The sequence below is a fragment of the Nonomuraea spiralis genome (assembly GCF_014648435.1).
GTDB classification, from domain to species: Bacteria; Actinomycetota; Actinomycetes; order Streptosporangiales; family Streptosporangiaceae; genus Nonomuraea; species Nonomuraea spiralis.
This window is the reverse complement of record NZ_BMRC01000051.1, coordinates 15,055-31,695: the sequence shown is the minus strand read 5'-3', so window position 1 is coordinate 31,695 and position 16,641 is coordinate 15,055. Positions and strand designations below refer to the sequence as shown.

Below are 16,641 nucleotides of genomic sequence, written 5' to 3'. Positions count from 1 at the left end.
TCGTCACTCCGTCTCGCTCGCGATGGCGTTGACCGCCGCAGCCGTCATCGCACTGCCGCCACGACGGCCGTGCACCACCAGGTACTCCAGGTCGCTGTCCGCCAGCGCCTGCTTGGACTCGGCCGCGCCGATGAAGCCGACCGGGATGCCGAGCACGGCCGCGGGGCGTCCCGCGCCCTCGGCCACCAGCTCCAGCAGCCGGAACAGGGCGGTCGGCGCGTTGCCGATCGCCACCACCGCGCCTTCCAGGCGGTCGCGCCACAGCTCCAGGGCGGCGGCGCTGCGGGTGGTGCCGAGACGTTCGGCCAGCTCCGGCACGCGCGGATCGCCCAGCGTGCACAGGACCTCGTTCCCGGCGGGCAGCCTGCCTCTGGTCACGCCCGAGGCGACCATCATGGCGTCGCACAACACGGGCGCGCCGCCGCGCAGCGCCTCCCGGGCACGCACGACCACCTGCGGGGACCAGGCCAGATCGGTGACGAGGTCGGTCATGCCGCACGCGTGGATCACGCGTACCGCCACCTGGGCCACCTCGGGTGGCATGCCCGTGAGGTCGGTCTCGGCGCGGATGGTCGCGAACGAGCGCCGGTAGATCTCGGCCCCTTCGCGGATGTAGTCGCTCACTCCTGGCGTTCCTCATATCCGTTGGTGGTCGCGATCATCTGGAGGACCGGGCCGCGTGGCAGGCCGCAGCGCCGCTCGCAACCGGCCCAGTGGACGGGCGTGGCGGGGGCGTGAGCGCTGCCTCGTACCCAGCGCCGGGCGTCCGCCCGCACGTCGGCGAGTGCCTTCGCGCAGCCGGGGCGGCCGGTGCAGGCGGTGACCCCGGCCCAAGGGGAGTCCGGGTCGGTGGGGAGCCCGATGGCGGCGAGCGTCTGCTCGGCCCGGTCCGCCTCGCGGGGGGAGAGATCGGGCAGGACGACGGTTCGCCAGGGTGTCAGACGCACCGGCCGTCCGGTGTCCGCGAGGGCCCCGGCCTGGGCGGACGTCAGCCGGCCGAGCGGCACGAGGGCCTCGATCGCCACGCGGCCGTCCCGCTGCGCGATCCTGCCCGCGGACGGGCGGCGCGCGGCGGGCAGGGTGTCCGTCCTGCCCGGTTCGCCGTCGCGCAGGCGGGTCATGATCCCGGACGGGTCGTCGCGCAGGCGGGTGGCGATTCTGGCGGGACCGTCGGGCAGCTCGCGGATGCGCCAGACGCGGGGGCCATCGGCGGGCAGCTCGTCCAGGAACGCCTCGGCTGCGTCGATCATGAGCGGGACGGCCGCGTCCGGGACGACGGTCAGCCCGGTGTCGGTGCCGGCGAGCAGCAGCCGTCCGGTCGCCAGGTAGGTGACGTCCGCACCGAGTCCGGCGACGTCCCGCGTGCCGTCGTCCAGGGCGAACAGGAACCGTCCCGGCAGGGCGGACAGCCGGGGCCGCGCGCACAGCGCCCGGTCCAGGGCGTCCGCCATCGCCAGCACGTCCAGCAGCCCGTCGGGACCGCGCCCGCCCAGCGGCGAGGCCAGGATGTTGCGCACCCGCTCGTGCGCGGGCGACGGCAGCAGCCCGGCCGCCGCGATCCGCCCGGCGAAGACCTCCGGCGAGCGCAGCCCCCGCACCTGGACGTTCGCCCGCGACGTCAGCTCGATCACGCCCGAGCCCAGCTCGGCCGCGCACATGGCGAGCACGCCGAGCTGCGCGGCGGACACCGCACCGCCGGGCAGGCGCACGCGGGCGAGCGGGCCGTCGGCGGCCTCGTGCACCTGGAGCGCCCCCGGGCAGGCATCAGGACGCGTACGTCCGGAAGAGTCACCTACAGGCACGAAGGGATCGTAACGCCACTTCTGGGACGGGTCGCTCCTGCCGTAAGCTTCGGCGTAGGCGATGGCAATGGGAGGAAGCCGGTGTGAATCCGGCGCGGTCCCGCCACTGTGACCGGGGAGCGAACCCCACCACGAGGCCACTGCCCGGAGACGGGTGGGAAGGCCGGGGTGAGCGTCGATCCGGGAGCCAGGAGACTCCTGCCGTCGCGTCACCTGCGACCGGGGCGAGGACCCCGAGGGAGGAATGTGCCGTGCCTGGCGACAGCCGTACCGTTCTGCTGCTCTCCACCTCCGACACCGACCTGCTCAGCGCTCGCGCCTGCGGCGCGGGCTACCGTCTGGGCAATCCCGCCCGGCTGACCGCCGATGACGTCCCCGGCCTGACGGAGGGGACCGACCTCGTCGTGGTGCGTCTGCTGGGCGGGCGGCGGGCCTGGGAGGAAGGGCTCGACGCGCTGCTGGCCGGGCCGCGCCCGGTGGTGGTGCTGGGCGGGGAGCAGGCTCCCGACGCCGAGCTGATGGAGCTGTCCACGGTCAGCGGCGGGGTGTGCGCCGAGGCGCACGCCTACCTGGCCCATGGCGGCCCGGCCAACCTGGCCCAGCTGCACGCGTTCCTGTCCGACACCGTCCTGCTGACCGGGCACGGGTTCGAGCCGCCCGCCCCGGCTCCCACCTGGGGAAGGCTGGACCGCCCGGCCAGGACCACCGGCGGTCCCGTGGTGGGGGTGCTGTACTACCGGGCGCACCACATGGCGGGCAACACCGCGTTCGTCGAAGCGTTGTGCGACGCCGTCGAGGACGCGGGCGGGCAGGCGCTGCCGGTCTTCTGCTCGTCCCTGCGCGCGGCCGAGCCGGAGCTGCTCGACACGCTGCGTACGGCGGACGCCCTGGTCGTCACGGTGCTGGCGGCGGGTGGCTCCCGTCCGGCCACCGCGGGAGCGGGCGGCGACGACGGGGCATGGGACGTCGGCGCGCTGGCCGAGCTCGACGTGCCGATCCTGCAAGGACTCTGCCTGACCACCACCCGGCAGGCATGGGAGGAGAACGACGACGGGCTGTCGCCGCTGGACGCCGCCTCCCAGGTGGCGATCCCGGAGTTCGACGGGCGGATCATCACGGTGCCGTTCTCGTTCAAGGAGATCGACCCCGACGGGCTGACCGTCTACGTCGCCGACCCCGAGCGGGCCGCCCGGGTGGCGGGCATCGCGGTGCGCCATGGCCTGCTGCGGCACACTCCTCCCGCCGAGCGGCGGCTGGTGGTGATGTTGTCGGCGTACCCGACCAAGCACTCCCGCGTCGGCAACGCGGTCGGGCTGGACACCCCCGCGAGCACCGTCCGGCTGCTGGCCAGGCTCGCCGAGGCAGGTTACGACCTGGGCGACGGCTTCCCCGGCGTGGCCGAGCAGGACGGCGACGCGCTCATCCACGCGCTGATCGCCGCCGGCGGCCAGGACCAGGACTGGCTGACCGAGGAGCACCTGGCGGGCAACCCGGTCCGCATCTCCGCCGCCTCCTACGAGCAGTGGTACCGGACGCTGCCCGCGCAGCTGCGGGAGGAGATGGAACGGCACTGGGGACCGCCGCCCGGAGAGTTGTTCGTGCACGAGGGCGACAGCGGGACCGACATCGTGCTGGCCGCGCTGCGGGCCGGGAACCTGGTGGTGATGGTGCAGCCGCCGCGCGGCTTCGGGGAGAACCCGATCGCCATCTACCACGACCCCGACCTGCCGCCCAGCCACCACTACCTGGCCGCCTACCACTGGCTGTCGGCCGAGTTCGGCGCGCACGCGATGGTGCACGTCGGCAAGCACGGCAACCTGGAGTGGCTGCCCGGCAAGTCGGCGGGGATGTCGGCCGCGTGCGGCACCGACGCGGCCATCGGCGACCTGCCGCTGATCTACCCGTTCCTGGTGAACGATCCAGGAGAGGGCACGCAGGCCAAGCGGCGGGCGCACGCCGTGCTGGTGGACCACCTGGTGCCGCCGATGGCCCGCGCCGACACCTACGGCGACATCGCCCGGCTGGAGCAGCTCCTGGACGAGCACGCCACGATCGCCGCCATGGACCCCGCCAAGCTGCCCGCGATCCGGGCGCAGATCTGGACGCTGATCCAGGCCGCCCGGCTCGACCACGACCTCGGGCTGGCCGACCGGCCGCACGACAGCGAGTTCGACGACCTCATCCTGCACGTGGACGGCTGGTTGTGCGAGGTGAAGGACGCGCAGATCCGCGACGGCCTGCACGTCCTCGGCCAGGCGCCCACCGGCCAGGTGCGGGTGGACCTGGTGCTGGCCATGCTGCGCGCCCGGCAGATGTGGGCCGGTCAGGAGACGCTGCCCGGCCTGCGTGAGGCACTGGGCCTGTCCGAGGACGGGACGGCGGGGCTGGGCGAAGTGGACCGCGCGGAATCGACCGCCCGCGCCCTGGTCGAGGCCATGGAGGAGCACTCCTGGGCCCCGGAGGCGGCCCCCACCGTCGCCCGCGCGGCACTGGGCGTCGCGCCCGCTGTCGCTCCTGCCGCGTCGGGCGGGGCGCCCGGTGTCGCTCCTGCCATGTCGGGCCACGCGTCCGGGGAACGGGTGGAGCTCGTGGCGCGCGTGCTGGCCTTCGCCGCCACCGAGATGGTGCCGCGCCTGGCCCGCACCACCGACGAGCTCGACCACGTCCTGCACGCCCTGGACGGCGGCTACGTCCCCGCCGGACCCAGCGGTTCGCCGCTGCGCGGCCTGGTCAATGTGCTGCCCACCGGCCGCAACTTCTACTCCGTGGATCCCCGGGCGGTGCCCAGCCGCCTGGCCTGGGAGACCGGCCAGGCCATGGCGGAGTCGCTGCTGGAGCGCTACCGCGCCGACACCGGCGAGTGGCCGCGCTCGGTCGGGCTGTCGGTGTGGGGGACCAGCGCCATGCGCACGGCGGGCGACGACGTCGCCGAGGTGCTGGCCCTGCTCGGCGTCCGCCCCGAATGGGACGAGGCCTCGCGTCGCGTCACCCGCCTGGAGCCGGTCCCGCTCGCCGAGCTGGGCCGTCCGCGCATCGACGTGACGGTCCGCATCAGCGGCTTCTTCCGCGACGCCTTCCCGCACGTGGTGGCCATGCTCGACGACGCCGTACGGCTGGTCGCGTCGCTGGATGAGCCGGCCGAGGACAACTACGTCCGCGCCCATGTGGCCGCGACGGGCGGCGACGAGCGCCTGGCCACGATGCGCGTCTTCGGCTCCGCGCCCGGCGCGTACGGGGCCGGGCTGCTGCCGTTGATCGACAGCCGCAACTGGCGCGACGACGCCGACCTGGCCGAGGTGTACGCCGTGTGGGGCGGCTACGCCTACGGCCGCGGCCTCGACGGCGTCGCCGCCCGCCCCCAGATGGAGGACGCCTACCGCCGCATCGCCGTCGCCGCCAAGAACGTCGACACCCGCGAGCACGACATCGCCGACTCCGACGACTACTTCCAGTACCACGGCGGCATGATCGCCACCGTGCGGGCGCTCACCGGCAGGGCCCCGGCCGCCTACATCGGCGACAGCACCCGCCCCGACGCCGTCCGCACCCGCACCCTGTCGGAGGAGACCTCGCGGATCTTCCGCGCCAGGGTGGTCAACCCGCGCTGGCTGGCCGCCATGCGCCGCCACGGCTACAAGGGCGCCTTCGAGCTGGCCGCCACCGTCGACTACCTGTTCGGCTACGACGCCACGACCGGCGTGGTCGCCGACTGGATGTACGACAAACTCACCGAGACCTACGTGCTCGACCCCGAGAACCAGGAGTTCATGGCCCGCTCGAACCCCTGGGCGCTGCACGGCATCGCCGAACGCCTCCTTGAGGCCGCCGAGCGCGGCATGTGGCAGCACCCCGACCCGGAGGTCCTGCGCGACCTGCGGGAGGTCTACCTCAAGACCGAGGGCGACCTGGAGGACGACACCAGCCGCTGAGCCAGGTGCGGCGCACCCGCCCAGTGCAGGTGCAGGTAGGACGCGGTCACGCCGGGGTCGCCGTACCCGTCGTGGCCGCCGTCCCAGCTCAGCAGGGGCGGGGCGGCGTACTCGACGGCGGTGCGGTGGAACTCGTGCCCGCGCAGCCGCTCGCCCGTCCTGGTGAGCGGCGAGCGCCGCAGCGCGACGGCGTCCCGGTAGCCGAGCGTCAGCCGGGACGTCATCCGCGCCCGCCCGGGGACACGCCCGCACATGCGCTGCCCGTCCAGCTCGTCGCACAGGTACAGCAGTCCCGCGCACTCGGCGGCGATCGGGCCGGGGAAGGCGGCGACCTGCTCGCGCAAGGGCTCGTTGGCGGCCAGTTCGGCGGCGTACATCTCCGGGAAGCCGCCGCCGATCACGATCGCGCCGGTCCCGTCCGGCAGCCGCGTGTCGCGCAGCGGGTCGAAGACGGCCACCTCCGCGCCCGCCGCCCGCAGCAGCTCGACCTGCTCGGCGTAGCCGAAGGTGAACGCCGCCCCACCGGCCACGGCCACCACCGGCCGGTCGCTCGTCGCGCGGAGCGTCGGCGGCGCCCAAGAGGGGCCGCCCAGCGGAGGAGCAGAGCACGCCAGCCGCAACAACGCGTCCAGGTCGCACGAACGCGCCACCAGCGCGGCCAGCCGGTCCACGGCGGCGACCGCCTCGGCCCGGCGCTCGGCGGCGGGTACCAGCCCCAGATGCCGGGAGGGCGTGGCCACGGCGTCGTCGCGGCGGATCGCCCCCAGCACAGGGACGCCCGCCGCCGCCAGCGCGGACCGGCACAGCTCCTCGTGCCGATCGGAGCCCACCCGGTTGAGCACCACCCCGCCCACCCGCACGTCCGGGTCGAAGGTGGCGAACCCGTGCACCACCGCCGCCACCGATCTGCTCTGCCTGGCCGCGTCCACGACCAGCACCACCGGCGCGTCCAGCAGCGTCGCGACGTGCGCGGTCGAGGCGAAGCCGGTGTCCCCCCTGCCGTCGAACAGGCCCATCACGCCCTCGACCACCGCCACGTCGCACCCGGCCGCGCCGTGCAGGAACAGCGGAGCGACCAGTTCCTCGCCGACGAGCCAGGGATCCAGGTTCCGGCCGGGACGCCCGCTCGCCAGCGCGTGGTAGCCCGGGTCGATGTAGTCGGGCCCCACCTTGTGGGGCGACACCCGCAGCCCGCGCGCCCGCAGCGCCGCCATGAGCCCCGTGGCCACCGTCGTCTTGCCGCTGCCCGACGACGGAGCCGCGACGACGAGCCGGGGAACTACCACTCGATGCCCTTCTGTCCCTTCTGCCCGGCGTCCATGGGATGGCGCACCTTGCTCATCTCGGTAACCAGGTCGGCGGCCTCGATCAGCCGCTCGGGCGCGTCCCGGCCGGTGATCACGACGTGCTGGTTCCCCGGCCGGGACGTCAGCGCCGTCAGCACGTCGTCCAGGTCCAGCCAGCCCCACTTCAGGGGGTAGGTGAACTCGTCCAGAACGTAGAACCGGTACGTCTCGGCGGCCAGGTCGCGCTTGATCTGCTCCCAGCCCTCGCGGGCGTCGGCCGCGTGGTCCTCCTCGGTGCCTGGCCGCTGGATCCACGACCAGCCCTCGCCCATCTTGTGCCAGGTCACCGCGCCGCCCTCGCCGCTCTCACCGAGCACCTGGAGCGCCCGCTCCTCGCCGATGCGCCACTTGGCCGACTTCACGAACTGGAACACCCCGACCGGCCAGCCCTGGTTCCAGGCTCGCAACGCCATCCCGAACGCAGCCGTGGACTTGCCCTTGCCAGGGCCGGTGTGAACCATCAGCAGCGGACGGGTGCGCCGCTGGCGTGTGGTGAGGCCGTCGTCCGGCACGACGGCCGGCTTTCCCTGCGGCATGATCAGATCGCCTTCCTGTAGTCACGGACGACCGCCCCGAGGTCGGCCATGGAGTCGAGAGAAACCAGACGGGCACGCAGCCGGGACGCCAGCCGGACGGCCAGGCCGAGCCTGACCGGCCCGTTCTCGCAGTCCACGACCACCGACGCGGTGCCGGACAGCAGTCCGGCGGCCCGGTCCACGTCGCCGCCCGCCGTGGCCCGCCCGTCGGTCACCAGTACCAGCAGCGGACGCCGGGCCGGGTCGCGCAGCCGCTCCACCCGCAGCACCTCCGCCGCGCGGGTCAGCCCGGCCGCCAGCGGCGTTCGGCCGCCGGTGGGCAGGGACCGCAGCCGTGCCGCGCCCGCCTCCACCGAGGACGTGGGCGGCAACGCCACCTGGGCGCCCGCTCCCCGAAAGGTGATCAGTCCGACCTTGTCCCGCCGCTGGTAGGCGTCCAGCAACAGGCTGAGGACGGCGGTCTTGACCGCGGTCATGCGCTTGCGGGCGGCCATCGAACCGCTCGCGTCCACCACGAACAGCACGAGGTTGCCCTCCCTGCCCTCGCGCACCGCCTCGCGCAGATCGTCGCCGCGCAGCACCAGCCCCGGCCCGCTGCGCCCGCGCCTCCTCTGCTGCGGCGCGGCGGCCAGCACCGTCGCCATGACGTGCAGGTCGCGCACCGGACCGGACGGACGTCGCGCGCCGATGCTCCGCCCCTGCCGGGTCCGCGACCGGGACCGCCTGCCCACGGCGCCTTCCCCCAGGCCCGGAACCTCCAGCAGCGGCACCCGGTACGGAGCGCTCACCCCGGCGATCTGCCCTGCCGCCCCCGTCTCCGCGGCCGGAGCTCCCGCCTGTGCGCTCCCAGCTTCAGGTCCCTCGGCCGGCCCCGGTTCTGGCCCTGCCGGGTCGCCCGGACGCCCGGACGACGCGGCGTCCCCCGCGGGATCGCCGTCCTCGGGGCGGGCCGGTGGTTGAGCGTCCGGCGGCGTGCCGTCGGGGCCGGCATCGTTCCCCGGCCCCGGATCGTCGGGCTCTTCGTCCTCTGAGGTGCGCCGCAGGAGCTCGTCGAGCAGCTCCTCGTCCAGGCCGGGCGCGTCGAACGGGTCGCGCCGCCTGCGGTGCGGCAGCGCCAGCCGGGCCGCGGCCCGCACGTCCTCGGTGGTCACCGTGTCCCGGCCCTGCCAGGCGGCGTGGGCCATGGCGGCGTTCGCCGTGACGAGGTCCGCCCGCAGCCCGTCCACCTCGAACTCCGCGCAGACGGTCGCGATCTGTCGCAGCCGCGCGTCAGGCAGCCGCACCGCGGAGACCCGCGCCCTGGCCGCGACGATGCTCCGGGCCAGCGCCGTCTCCTCGGCGGCCCATCGGCTCGCGAACGCCGGGGCGTCGGCGTCGAAGGCGAGGCGGCGCCGCACCACCTCGGCGCGTTCGCCGGGGTCGCGGGAGGCCTTCACCTCGACCGTCAGCCCGAACCGGTCGAGGAGTTGCGGGCGCAACTCCCCCTCCTCCGGGTTCATCGTCCCTACCAGCAGGAAGCGGGCGGCGTGCCGCACCGACATCGACTCGCGCTCGACGTAGCACGTGCCCAGCGCGGCGGCGTCGAGCAGGAGGTCGACGAGGTGGTCGTGCAGCAGGTTCACCTCGTCCACGTACAACACTCCGCGATGCGCCGCCGCCAGCAGCCCCGGCTCGAACGCCTTCACCCCCTCCGTCAGCGCCCGTTCCACGTCGAGCGAGCCGACCAGGCGATCCTCCGACGCGCCCACCGGCAGCTCCACCAGGACGGCGGGACGGGCGACGCCTTCGGCGCCCGGCTCGTGGGGGCCGTCCGGGCAATCGGGGTCAGGCGCGCCGGGATCGCAGGCGAACCGGCAGCCGGGCACCACCTCGACGGTGGGCAACTGTGCCGCCAGCGCCCGCACGATCGTGGACTTGGCGGTGCCCTTCTCCCCGCGTACCAGCACTCCGCCCACCCGCGGCGAGACCGCGTTCAGCACCAGAGCCAGCTTCAGGTCCGCCAGCCCGACGACGGCACTGAACGGATACGTGACGATCAAAACCTCAGACCTTCCGGTTGACATGAGAGATCCGCCAGCCGTCCCGGACGACGACCAGCTCGGTGGTGGACAGGGGCGCCACGTCGAAGCGGGTGGCGCCGAGCGGGTCCAGCCGCAGAGCATGGGCGAGCGCCGCCCTGATGGTCCCGACCTCGCAGACGACGACCTGGTCCGGCTCGTCGCGGACGGAGTCGAGCCAGCTCGCCACCCTGACCGCGTGCGCCGTGCGGGACTCGCCGCCGTGCGGCGCCGCGCCGGCGTCGGTGAGCCAGCGCGCCAGCGCCTCCGGCTCCTCCCGCGCCACCTGCTCGAAGGAGAGGCCGACCCACCGGCCGCAGTCCGCCTCCGCGAGGGCGGCGGACTCGCGCGCGGGCAGCCCCATGGCACGGGCGGTCTGCAGTGCCGCCCTGGCAGGGGCCGCCCACACGACGGAGGCCGTCGTGAGGGTCAACGCGGCGGCCTTGGCCAGGCCGGCCGGATCCGCCTCCTCGTCGGAGGGGAAACACGCGGCCCGCATCCCCGGCGTCGTCGCGTGCCGGACGAAGAGCACTCCTCTCAGCCCGGCGCGGCGACGTGCGCCGGAGCCGCCGTACGCCGGGGCACGCGATCGCTCGCCCAGCCGAACAGCACGCCGAACGCCGTCCAGAAGACGAGCTGGGTGCCGATCGAGGCGAGCCTGAACTGCCACAGCAGCGTTGCCGGGAAGCCGTCGGGCACTTCGTTGACCGTCGGCAGCAACCACCAGGCGGCCACCACCGGCACCAGGAAGGCGACGACCGTCCCCACCCAGCGAGCCCAGGGGCCCGCGGTGATGCGGCGGGCCGTCGCGACGGCGATCGCGGTCGCGGCCAGGCCGACGAGGATCATCACCACATAGAGCAGCGTGCGGCTGTTGATGGTGTCGGGATCACCGACCGCCGGTGGATTGGCGGGATATTTCACGAAAGGAACGACGATGACTGCGGCGAACGCCGTCCCGGCCGCGGCCAGGGCGAGCCGTCCGTCGGATCGCGGTCCGACCCGCCCGCGCAGGCCCGCGAACACGAGCGCGAAGACGCCTCCGACGGCGAGTCCGTACAGGCCCGTGGCCAGGAAGAGCCCGCCCTTCTGCACGGGCCTGCTCACCTCGGCCTCCTCGCCGTGGCTGTGGCCGGCCTCCTCGGCGTGCCCGGCGGGCTCCGGTGAGGCCACCTGTGCGGCGGCTTCCTCCAGGGCAATGGCGTCGTCCACCCGCGGCTCACCGAAGGCCAAGGCGAAGCCGCCCGCGACCAGTCCGGCCAGCAGCCCTACGAGCAGGCCCCTGACCAGCAGGATGCGTACCATCCCGGCCTCTAGTGGCACGGCACGCCGAGCAGGTGCCGCCCGTCGTGCATGAGTTCGTGCAGGAACGTGCCCGTCTGGGAGATGGCACCGTTGTCCATCAGCACCAGGTACGCCACGAGCAACAGCACAGGTACGGCCAGCAGCCAGGGCCGCAGGCGCGGAAAGGGAATGGACGAAGGGGTGGACAACCCACTCATGTCAAGCCTCCTCAGGGTGACGCGTCCCATCTAGCGAGGTCACGGCTGCCCAAGCGACCTGGCTCCCGGGATCTGCGTCCCGGATACAGTGGCGCGTCCGCACCGGCATCTCACCGGATTTCCCTTGGACAACCGTGAATCTTTCGGAACGTATCCTTCTCCTCTTGTTCCCGTCAATGCGTCCCCGGGACTCCTGGTGCAAGAGGCTCATATGAGACGATGAGGGACGAAGGCGACGGCACGGCGCGGCCTCCAGACGGACGCGGTGCTCCTTGACGACACCGCAACATCGCAGGCGAGATCGCTCAGGCTCGTCCGGAACGGCCCGTCGGGCCGGGCGGCGAACACATCGCCCGGCTGGTGCAGCAGCTCTTCCCACCCGATCCGGTAGCGCAGCCGCCCCGCACGTAACCGCCCGACCCGCATCACCGCCTCACCCATATCCGGGCGAGGACGATGCCGACACGCTGCCCCAATGCCCTGTCCTGCTTGCCCCTGTTGTGGCACAGCCAAGGCCGGACCGGTTTCTCACAACGACGGATCAGGCGCCCTTGCCGATCCACCGGGTATGCCCAGGTGCTGGCGATCAACGAGGCGGTCACCAACGTGCTCGACCACGGGGGCGCGGCCGGTACGCTCACCCTCCTCGCCCGGCCTGGCGCTGTCGCGGTTCAGGTGGAGGATGTCTCCGGGCGGATCCTCTAACCGCTCCCCGGCCAGACCACCGGCGTGCGCGTGAGCGTGCACCAGACCACGCAGATGGCCTAGATGGGAACTGATCGGGTAGCGCAGCACCCGCTCCGCCATCATCGTCGCAAGCCTGCCACAGGACGCGGGGAGAAAAGCAAGGACATCATTCCCCGCTGACCTGGCGGTCGAGCATCAAACCCTGAACGGCTGAGTCCGCCCGGTCAGCAGATCCACACGACCAGGGCCGCAGGTGCCGTCTTGAGGTGCCGCGGACCGGACCGGCGAACGGCACACCCGGCCACCCGATCCAGCGGAGCGGTCAGACCATGGGACTGCCCTGGTCGTCGCCCTCCAGCGCCCGGTACAGCGTCGAGCGGCCCACACCGAGCTCCCGGGCGATGTGGATGACCAACTGGCCGCAGGCCGCGACGGGCCCGCGCCACGGCGAGCACGTCGTCGGTGACCGGAGCCGGGCGTCCGCCAACCCCTGCCGGCGGCGCGGGCGGGCGTCCAGGCCGTCCAGAGTGCGCTCGGAGATCAGGTCGTGCTCCAACTCGGGCGGCTACCGCGGCGATCAGGAACAGGGCGGAGCAACCACATCCCGAGCCAGAGCGATAGCAGAGTGTAGTTGCAGGCGACGATCGGTAGTCATCCGGAGGGAGGGGAACCGGCAAGACAGCTGTTCCCCCAACGATGGGAGAACCATGCATCCGATTCTCAAGCTCGCCGCCGCAGGCGCGGCCTCCGCCGCACTACTGCTCGGAACGGCCGCGGCCGCCGGCGCCGCCCCGGCGGTTACCCGAGCCGACTGCATCGCCGGTGGGGGGTACGTCTCGTTCGACCCCATATATGGCGCGGTCTGCTCCGAGGGAACCTACGACGGAGAAAGCATCACTCGCGGATAGGCCCGAGAAGGGCTCGTGCCTGATCGGGAGCGAGCCCTTCTCGTGCAACCGTTGGCAGGCATCCACTCGCGCGTGCGGCCCCTCGCCGGCGCGGTGACTCACGCCCAGCAACCCCGCCCGGTGAACGACGGTCTGGGGCACGGCCTGCGCGGCGGCCGGACCTCGAACACGGCGAAGGGCTTCCCGGGCCGGAGACCCGCGCGGGAAGCCCTTCAGGACGGGGGCGGGTGGAGGCGTTCGATGCGCCCACCCTTGGAGCGCATGTCCGCGCCCCGTACGGACGGCGTTGAAGAAGCGGTCGGGTAGCCCCTCGTACCAGCCCTCGTGGCCGTGGTCAGATGGCCGTTCAGGCTATCCCGCCTGCGGGCAGGGTGTGGGGCGGCGGTCGTTCAGGGGAGGTCGACTGTGATCTTCAGGTCGTTCATCGGGACGACGGAACTGGCGGAGTACTGGCCACTTCCCTGGTTGCGCCAGTAGCCGCCTTCCTTGCGTACGGAGGCGGTCAGCTGGTAGCGGCCGCTGCCCACGTCGAAGGTGTGGCCGGCCCAGCCGGAGTTGCCGTTCAGGCTGTTGCTGAACCAGCCGTACATGCGCGAACCGTCGCTCTTTTCGAGGGCGAAATGGCCGCTCAGGGAGCAGCCGAACACGCAGGTCCCGTCGGAGTACCAGGCGGCCCCCCAGTAGTAGTAGAAGTCGGCGTAGAAGGATGCCTCGACCGCGTAGCTGCCGTCGGCGCGCTGCCAGGTGTTCACGCACAGCTGCGCGTTGCCCTTGGACCACTGGTCGAAGGAGTAGAAGGTGCCCCGGTCGCAGGTGTTGACCCGCATGCTCCGCTGCGCTGACAGGTGGGTGGCCGCCGCGGCCGGGGCGGCTGTGGTGGTGAGGAACGCCAGCACGGTCAGGCCGGCGGCGACTCCTCGCCGCCGGATCTCTCGGCGTCTGCGGTTGGCGGGTGGGGGTGGTTGGCGGTGACCTTCCCGCACAACACTGCTACTTTCTGTATTCATGTGATGACGGTACGTTTACCGTGCAGGCCTGCCTAGTCCCGACGATCGCAACTGGGCCGGCCATTCGCCGACGATGACGCCGGGCATTCGAGCGGCACCCCCCTGTCAAGGGCTTGGCGATCACCATGTACCCCGAGCTGTGAGGCGGCCTCTACATGGGACGGCAGCCGAGGGCGGGTGGTCAGCCCTTGACAGTGAGGAGCGGGCGCAACTCGGCCACCGGGTCCGCCACACCTCCCGCGTGCAGGCTCGACACCACGGGCCCGATGTCCTTGTACGCCCACGGAGCTTCCTGCTTGAGGTCGCGCCGCCAGGCCGCCATCACGTCCGCGCGGCGCGCCACGGTCGGATCGCGGTGGTCCAGCGGCGTGACCACGCGGAACTCCCGCAGGAACGCGTCGAGGTCGCGGTCGCCGGCCCGTGCGGTGGCGCCGCGCGGGACCCGCCGTCCGGCGCCGTGGCAGGCGCTGGCCAACGTGCGGGCGTTGCCGTGGCCCCGCAGCAGGTAGCTCGACGCTCCCATCGACCCGGGCACGATCACGGGCTCACCCCAGATCGCGTACGGGCCGCCGCTCATCTGCTCGTGACCACCCGCCGGCGTCGCGCCTTTGCGGTGGATGACGCGGTCCTCCTCCTGCCAGAACAGGTTGTGCGGCGCGTCGTAGACCAGGCGCGCCGTCATCTGGCCGCATTCGGCGGCGAGCCCGGCCCGCATGGTGAGGGCGAGGAAGAACCGATTGCCTGAGGCGAAGTTGGCGGCGTTGCCGAAGGCGTCCAGGTAGCGGCGCCGGGCGGCGGCCGTGCGCTCGTCCAGCAGGAACGGCAGGATCTGGTTGCGGGGTCGCGACAACCCCGGCGGCCAGGTCCGGCGCAGCCGGTCCAGCGCCGTGGCGTTGGCCTGGTGCCCCAGCGCCAGTGAGCCGCTGTGCACCATCAGGACGACCGCGCCCGCCGTCAGGCCCCACGCGTACGCGGCGGCGGGGTCGTGGATCCGTGCCACGTACTGCAGTTCGGCGAAGTGGTTGCCGCCGCCGATGCTGCCTATCAGGCTGTCATGGCTGGCGGCCTCGGTGCCGCCCGCGCTGGTGATCCAGTCGGCGAACGCCTCGGCGGTACCGGTCGGGTGCGCCGGAGCGTGCATGCGATCCAGGCAGTCCTCGGTGTCGGTCGGCTGTTGACCCTGCCAGGGGGCGTCGCCGGTGAGCATGAGCCCTGGGAGCCCGTCGCGCAGGAGTGCCTCCCGCTGGGCGGGGGTGAGGGCGATGCGACGGCCGCCCTCGAAGAACAGGTGCCGCAGCCGCCGTTCCAGGGCGTCCAGGCGCGGCCGTACCTGCTCCACGGTGAGTGAGGTCACCTCAAGCCGCATGCCGCAGTTGACGTCGTTGCCGACCGCCTGCGGGAGCAGCGCGCCCTCGGTCTCGATGACCGTGCCGATCGGGATGCCCGCGCCCTTGTGGAAGTCAGGGGTGAGGACGAGGCGGACCAGGCGGGGCAGCGGACCGTCGTGGCCGGGTACGGCCTCGGCGAGGCGGTCGAGGGTGTCGGCGGTCTCCAGGACGGACAGCACTTCGTCGACGGCGGCCGGTTCGAGAGGCACACGTTCGTCGGCACAGATGTCGACGGGGATGTCCCAAGGGTTGGGGAGGGTGAGCCACTGCTCGTCGCGGCGCAGGAGACGGCGGTCCTGACGGGTGCGCATGATGGTGAAGTCCTTCGGGCTGCTGAAAAGCGATGCAAGGGGCGGGCGCGACCGAAAGCGCGCCGAAGAAGGCGACGGACCGGAGCCGCCGCCGCGGGCCTCGTGGTTCAGCAGCCGCGAGGTGAAGGCGTGCCCGACTGTAGTACGGCACGCGCCGCCCACACCACGGATTTACGCCTCCGCCGAGGAGGCGATGCCGGCGTGCCGGCGCCGTCCACCCTCCACCAGGTCCACGAGGGAAGGCCTGGAAGACGGGGAGTACGTCGACCTGAAGTGGATCCTCTACAACAATGCCTCGGTACGTCCGGTGACAACGTCCCGCAATCCCGTTCTTCGGATATCAGCTGCACCCGCCGTACCTGACCTGCTTCCGCGTCTCGGCGGTCGGTGAGGTGGTGCAGACGCGGGTCGTGGACGTGCCGCGCGCGACGATGATGCACGACTTCGCCATCACCAGAAACCACGTGATCTTCATGGATCTGCCGGTCGTCTTCGACCACGCCCAGGCCGCACGGGCGGGCCGCCGTGGCGCTGGGACGACGCGCACCGCGCCCGGTTCGGCGTGCTGGCGCGTACGGCGGGCGACGACGCGCCCGTACGCTGATTCGACGTCGCCCCGTGCTACGTGTGGCACACCATGAACGCCTTCGAGGACCCGCGGGGCGACACGAGCACCGTCCCTGGCCCCCGCGTCCCCACGCTGTGGCGTGGCAGCGCCGACGATCTGGAGGGCAGGCTTCCGGTCGTGTACCGCTGGACGCTGGACCTGAGGTCGGGGGCGGTCGCCGAAGAATCACTCGCCGACGCGCCCAGCTAACATCCCCCGGTGGCCGACTCGGTTCTCGGGCTGCCCCACCGTCACGGCTACGCGACGAGCTTCTCCCTGGACGCCGAGCCCGAGCGGTCGGAGATCTACGCTTACGACCTCACCGGCGGCGGCGAACGCGCGGTTCACCGCCTTCCTCCAGGCCACACCTGCGGCGAGGCCGTCTTCGTGCCTTGGGCAGGGACCGGTGAGAACGAGGGCCTCCTGGTGAACGTTCGCCCACGACCGCGGCGCCGGTACGAGTTACCGGCCATCCTGGACGCCGCCGACCTGGCACGCCCCCCGCTCGCCGAGGTGCACGTCCCGGTGCGCATCCCCACGGGCTTCCACGGCAACTGGATC

At 72.8% G+C, this 16,641-nt stretch carries 15 protein-coding genes, 1 pseudogene and 2 riboswitches; of the genes and pseudogenes, 5 read left to right on the top strand and 11 right to left on the bottom strand.

Annotated elements, in window-relative coordinates:
• Nucleotides 1-3: 3 nt before the first annotated feature.
• On the bottom strand, nucleotides 4-624 hold the full coding sequence (locus tag IEZ27_RS51130; protein WP_189653917.1) for a precorrin-8X methylmutase: 621 nt from the start codon (nucleotides 622-624) through the stop codon (nucleotides 4-6).
• Nucleotides 621-1,802 carry a precorrin-3B synthase gene (cobG, locus tag IEZ27_RS51125; protein WP_189653916.1) on the bottom strand — a complete coding sequence of 394 codons (1,182 nt, stop codon included), beginning with the start codon at nucleotides 1,800-1,802 and terminating at the stop codon, nucleotides 621-623. The genes IEZ27_RS51130 and cobG overlap by 4 nt, the downstream gene beginning before the upstream one ends.
• A 71-nt stretch (nucleotides 1,803-1,873) precedes the next feature.
• Nucleotides 1,874-2,000, top strand: a riboswitch (cobalamin riboswitch).
• 53 nt (nucleotides 2,001-2,053) lie between these two features.
• On the opposite strand from cobG, the gene cobN reads away from it, so the two are divergent.
• A complete protein-coding gene (cobN, locus tag IEZ27_RS51120; RefSeq protein WP_229825098.1) occupies nucleotides 2,054-5,731 on the top strand; it encodes a cobaltochelatase subunit CobN in 3,678 nt (1,225 codons plus the stop codon).
• On the opposite strand, the gene IEZ27_RS51115 is transcribed toward cobN, so the two are convergent.
• From IEZ27_RS51115 to IEZ27_RS51090, 6 genes are read right to left on the bottom strand one after another with little or no spacing between them, the layout of a single operon-like run.
• Nucleotides 5,686-7,017, bottom strand: a complete 1,332-nt coding sequence (locus IEZ27_RS51115; protein ID WP_189653915.1) for a cobyrinate a,c-diamide synthase — start codon at nucleotides 7,015-7,017, stop codon at nucleotides 5,686-5,688. The genes cobN and IEZ27_RS51115 overlap by 46 nt on opposite strands.
• Entirely contained in the window at nucleotides 7,011-7,613 is a 603-nt protein-coding gene (cobO, locus tag IEZ27_RS51110) for a cob(I)yrinic acid a,c-diamide adenosyltransferase (protein ID WP_189653914.1), read from the bottom strand. Before cobO ends, IEZ27_RS51115 begins: the two co-directional genes overlap by 7 nt.
• A gap of 2 nt (nucleotides 7,614-7,615) precedes the next feature.
• Nucleotides 7,616-9,676, bottom strand: coding sequence for a magnesium chelatase subunit D family protein (locus tag IEZ27_RS51105; protein WP_189653913.1), 2,061 nt, complete (start codon nucleotides 9,674-9,676; stop codon nucleotides 7,616-7,618).
• Nucleotides 9,657-10,202 carry a histidine phosphatase family protein gene (locus IEZ27_RS51100; RefSeq protein ID WP_189653912.1) on the bottom strand — a complete coding sequence of 182 codons (546 nt, stop codon included), beginning with the start codon at nucleotides 10,200-10,202 and terminating at the stop codon, nucleotides 9,657-9,659. Before IEZ27_RS51100 ends, IEZ27_RS51105 begins: the two co-directional genes overlap by 20 nt.
• Before the next feature lie 5 nt (nucleotides 10,203-10,207).
• On the bottom strand, nucleotides 10,208-10,975 hold the full coding sequence (locus IEZ27_RS51095) for a CbtA family protein (protein ID WP_189653911.1): 768 nt from the start codon (nucleotides 10,973-10,975) through the stop codon (nucleotides 10,208-10,210).
• An 8-nt stretch (nucleotides 10,976-10,983) separates the two neighbouring features.
• Nucleotides 10,984-11,172 carry a CbtB domain-containing protein gene (locus IEZ27_RS51090; RefSeq protein ID WP_189653910.1) on the bottom strand — a complete coding sequence of 63 codons (189 nt, stop codon included), beginning with the start codon at nucleotides 11,170-11,172 and terminating at the stop codon, nucleotides 10,984-10,986.
• A 3-nt stretch (nucleotides 11,173-11,175) separates the two neighbouring features.
• Nucleotides 11,176-11,322, bottom strand: a riboswitch (adenosylcobalamin (AdoCbl) riboswitch).
• A 426-nt stretch (nucleotides 11,323-11,748) separates the two neighbouring features.
• On the opposite strand from IEZ27_RS51090, the gene IEZ27_RS55210 reads away from it, so the two are divergent.
• Entirely contained in the window at nucleotides 11,749-11,877 is a 129-nt protein-coding gene (locus IEZ27_RS55210) for a hypothetical protein (RefSeq protein WP_268246137.1), read from the top strand.
• 304 nt (nucleotides 11,878-12,181) lie between these two features.
• Here IEZ27_RS55210 and IEZ27_RS51085 read toward each other — a convergent pair whose 3' ends face one another.
• The 3 genes from IEZ27_RS51085 to IEZ27_RS51075 form a co-directional block, all read right to left on the bottom strand.
• A complete protein-coding gene (locus IEZ27_RS51085) occupies nucleotides 12,182-12,415 on the bottom strand; it encodes a helix-turn-helix domain-containing protein (protein ID WP_189653909.1) in 234 nt (77 codons plus the stop codon).
• Between the two features lie 741 nt (nucleotides 12,416-13,156).
• Entirely contained in the window at nucleotides 13,157-13,774 is a 618-nt protein-coding gene (locus tag IEZ27_RS51080; RefSeq protein WP_189653908.1) for a hypothetical protein, read from the bottom strand.
• 181 nt (nucleotides 13,775-13,955) lie between these two features.
• Nucleotides 13,956-15,473, bottom strand: a complete 1,518-nt coding sequence (locus IEZ27_RS51075; RefSeq protein WP_189653907.1) for an RtcB family protein — start codon at nucleotides 15,471-15,473, stop codon at nucleotides 13,956-13,958.
• A 323-nt stretch (nucleotides 15,474-15,796) separates the two neighbouring features.
• Here IEZ27_RS51075 and IEZ27_RS55735 point away from each other — a divergent pair, with 323 nt between their 5' ends.
• The 3 genes and pseudogenes from IEZ27_RS55735 to IEZ27_RS55730 form a co-directional block, all read left to right on the top strand.
• Complete coding sequence (locus IEZ27_RS55735; protein ID WP_189653934.1) at nucleotides 15,797-16,114, top strand: carotenoid oxygenase family protein; 318 nt, start codon at nucleotides 15,797-15,799, stop codon at nucleotides 16,112-16,114.
• Nucleotides 16,111-16,290 carry a hypothetical protein gene (locus IEZ27_RS51065; protein WP_189653906.1) on the top strand — a complete coding sequence of 60 codons (180 nt, stop codon included), beginning with the start codon at nucleotides 16,111-16,113 and terminating at the stop codon, nucleotides 16,288-16,290. Before IEZ27_RS55735 ends, IEZ27_RS51065 begins: the two co-directional genes overlap by 4 nt.
• 9 nt (nucleotides 16,291-16,299) lie before the next feature.
• Nucleotides 16,300-16,632 (top strand): annotated as a pseudogene (locus tag IEZ27_RS55730) (carotenoid oxygenase family protein); the annotation flags it as partial.
• Nucleotides 16,633-16,641: the final 9 nt, after the last annotated feature.

Coding starts and splice junctions, on each gene's coding strand:
- cobO (WP_189653914.1), bottom strand. CDS start 7,613: ATGCCGCAGGGAAAGCCGGCCGTCGTGCCGGACGACGGCCTCACCACA.
- IEZ27_RS51105 (WP_189653913.1), bottom strand. CDS start 9,676: ATGTCAACCGGAAGGTCTGAGGTTTTGATCGTCACGTATCCGTTCAGT.
- IEZ27_RS51095 (WP_189653911.1), bottom strand. CDS start 10,975: ATGGTACGCATCCTGCTGGTCAGGGGCCTGCTCGTAGGGCTGCTGGCC.
- IEZ27_RS51090 (WP_189653910.1), bottom strand. CDS start 11,172: ATGAGTGGGTTGTCCACCCCTTCGTCCATTCCCTTTCCGCGCCTGCGG.
- IEZ27_RS51080 (WP_189653908.1), bottom strand. CDS start 13,774: ATGAATACAGAAAGTAGCAGTGTTGTGCGGGAAGGTCACCGCCAACCA.
- IEZ27_RS51075 (WP_189653907.1), bottom strand. CDS start 15,473: ATGCGCACCCGTCAGGACCGCCGTCTCCTGCGCCGCGACGAGCAGTGG.
- IEZ27_RS51065 (WP_189653906.1), top strand. CDS start 16,111: ATGAACGCCTTCGAGGACCCGCGGGGCGACACGAGCACCGTCCCTGGC.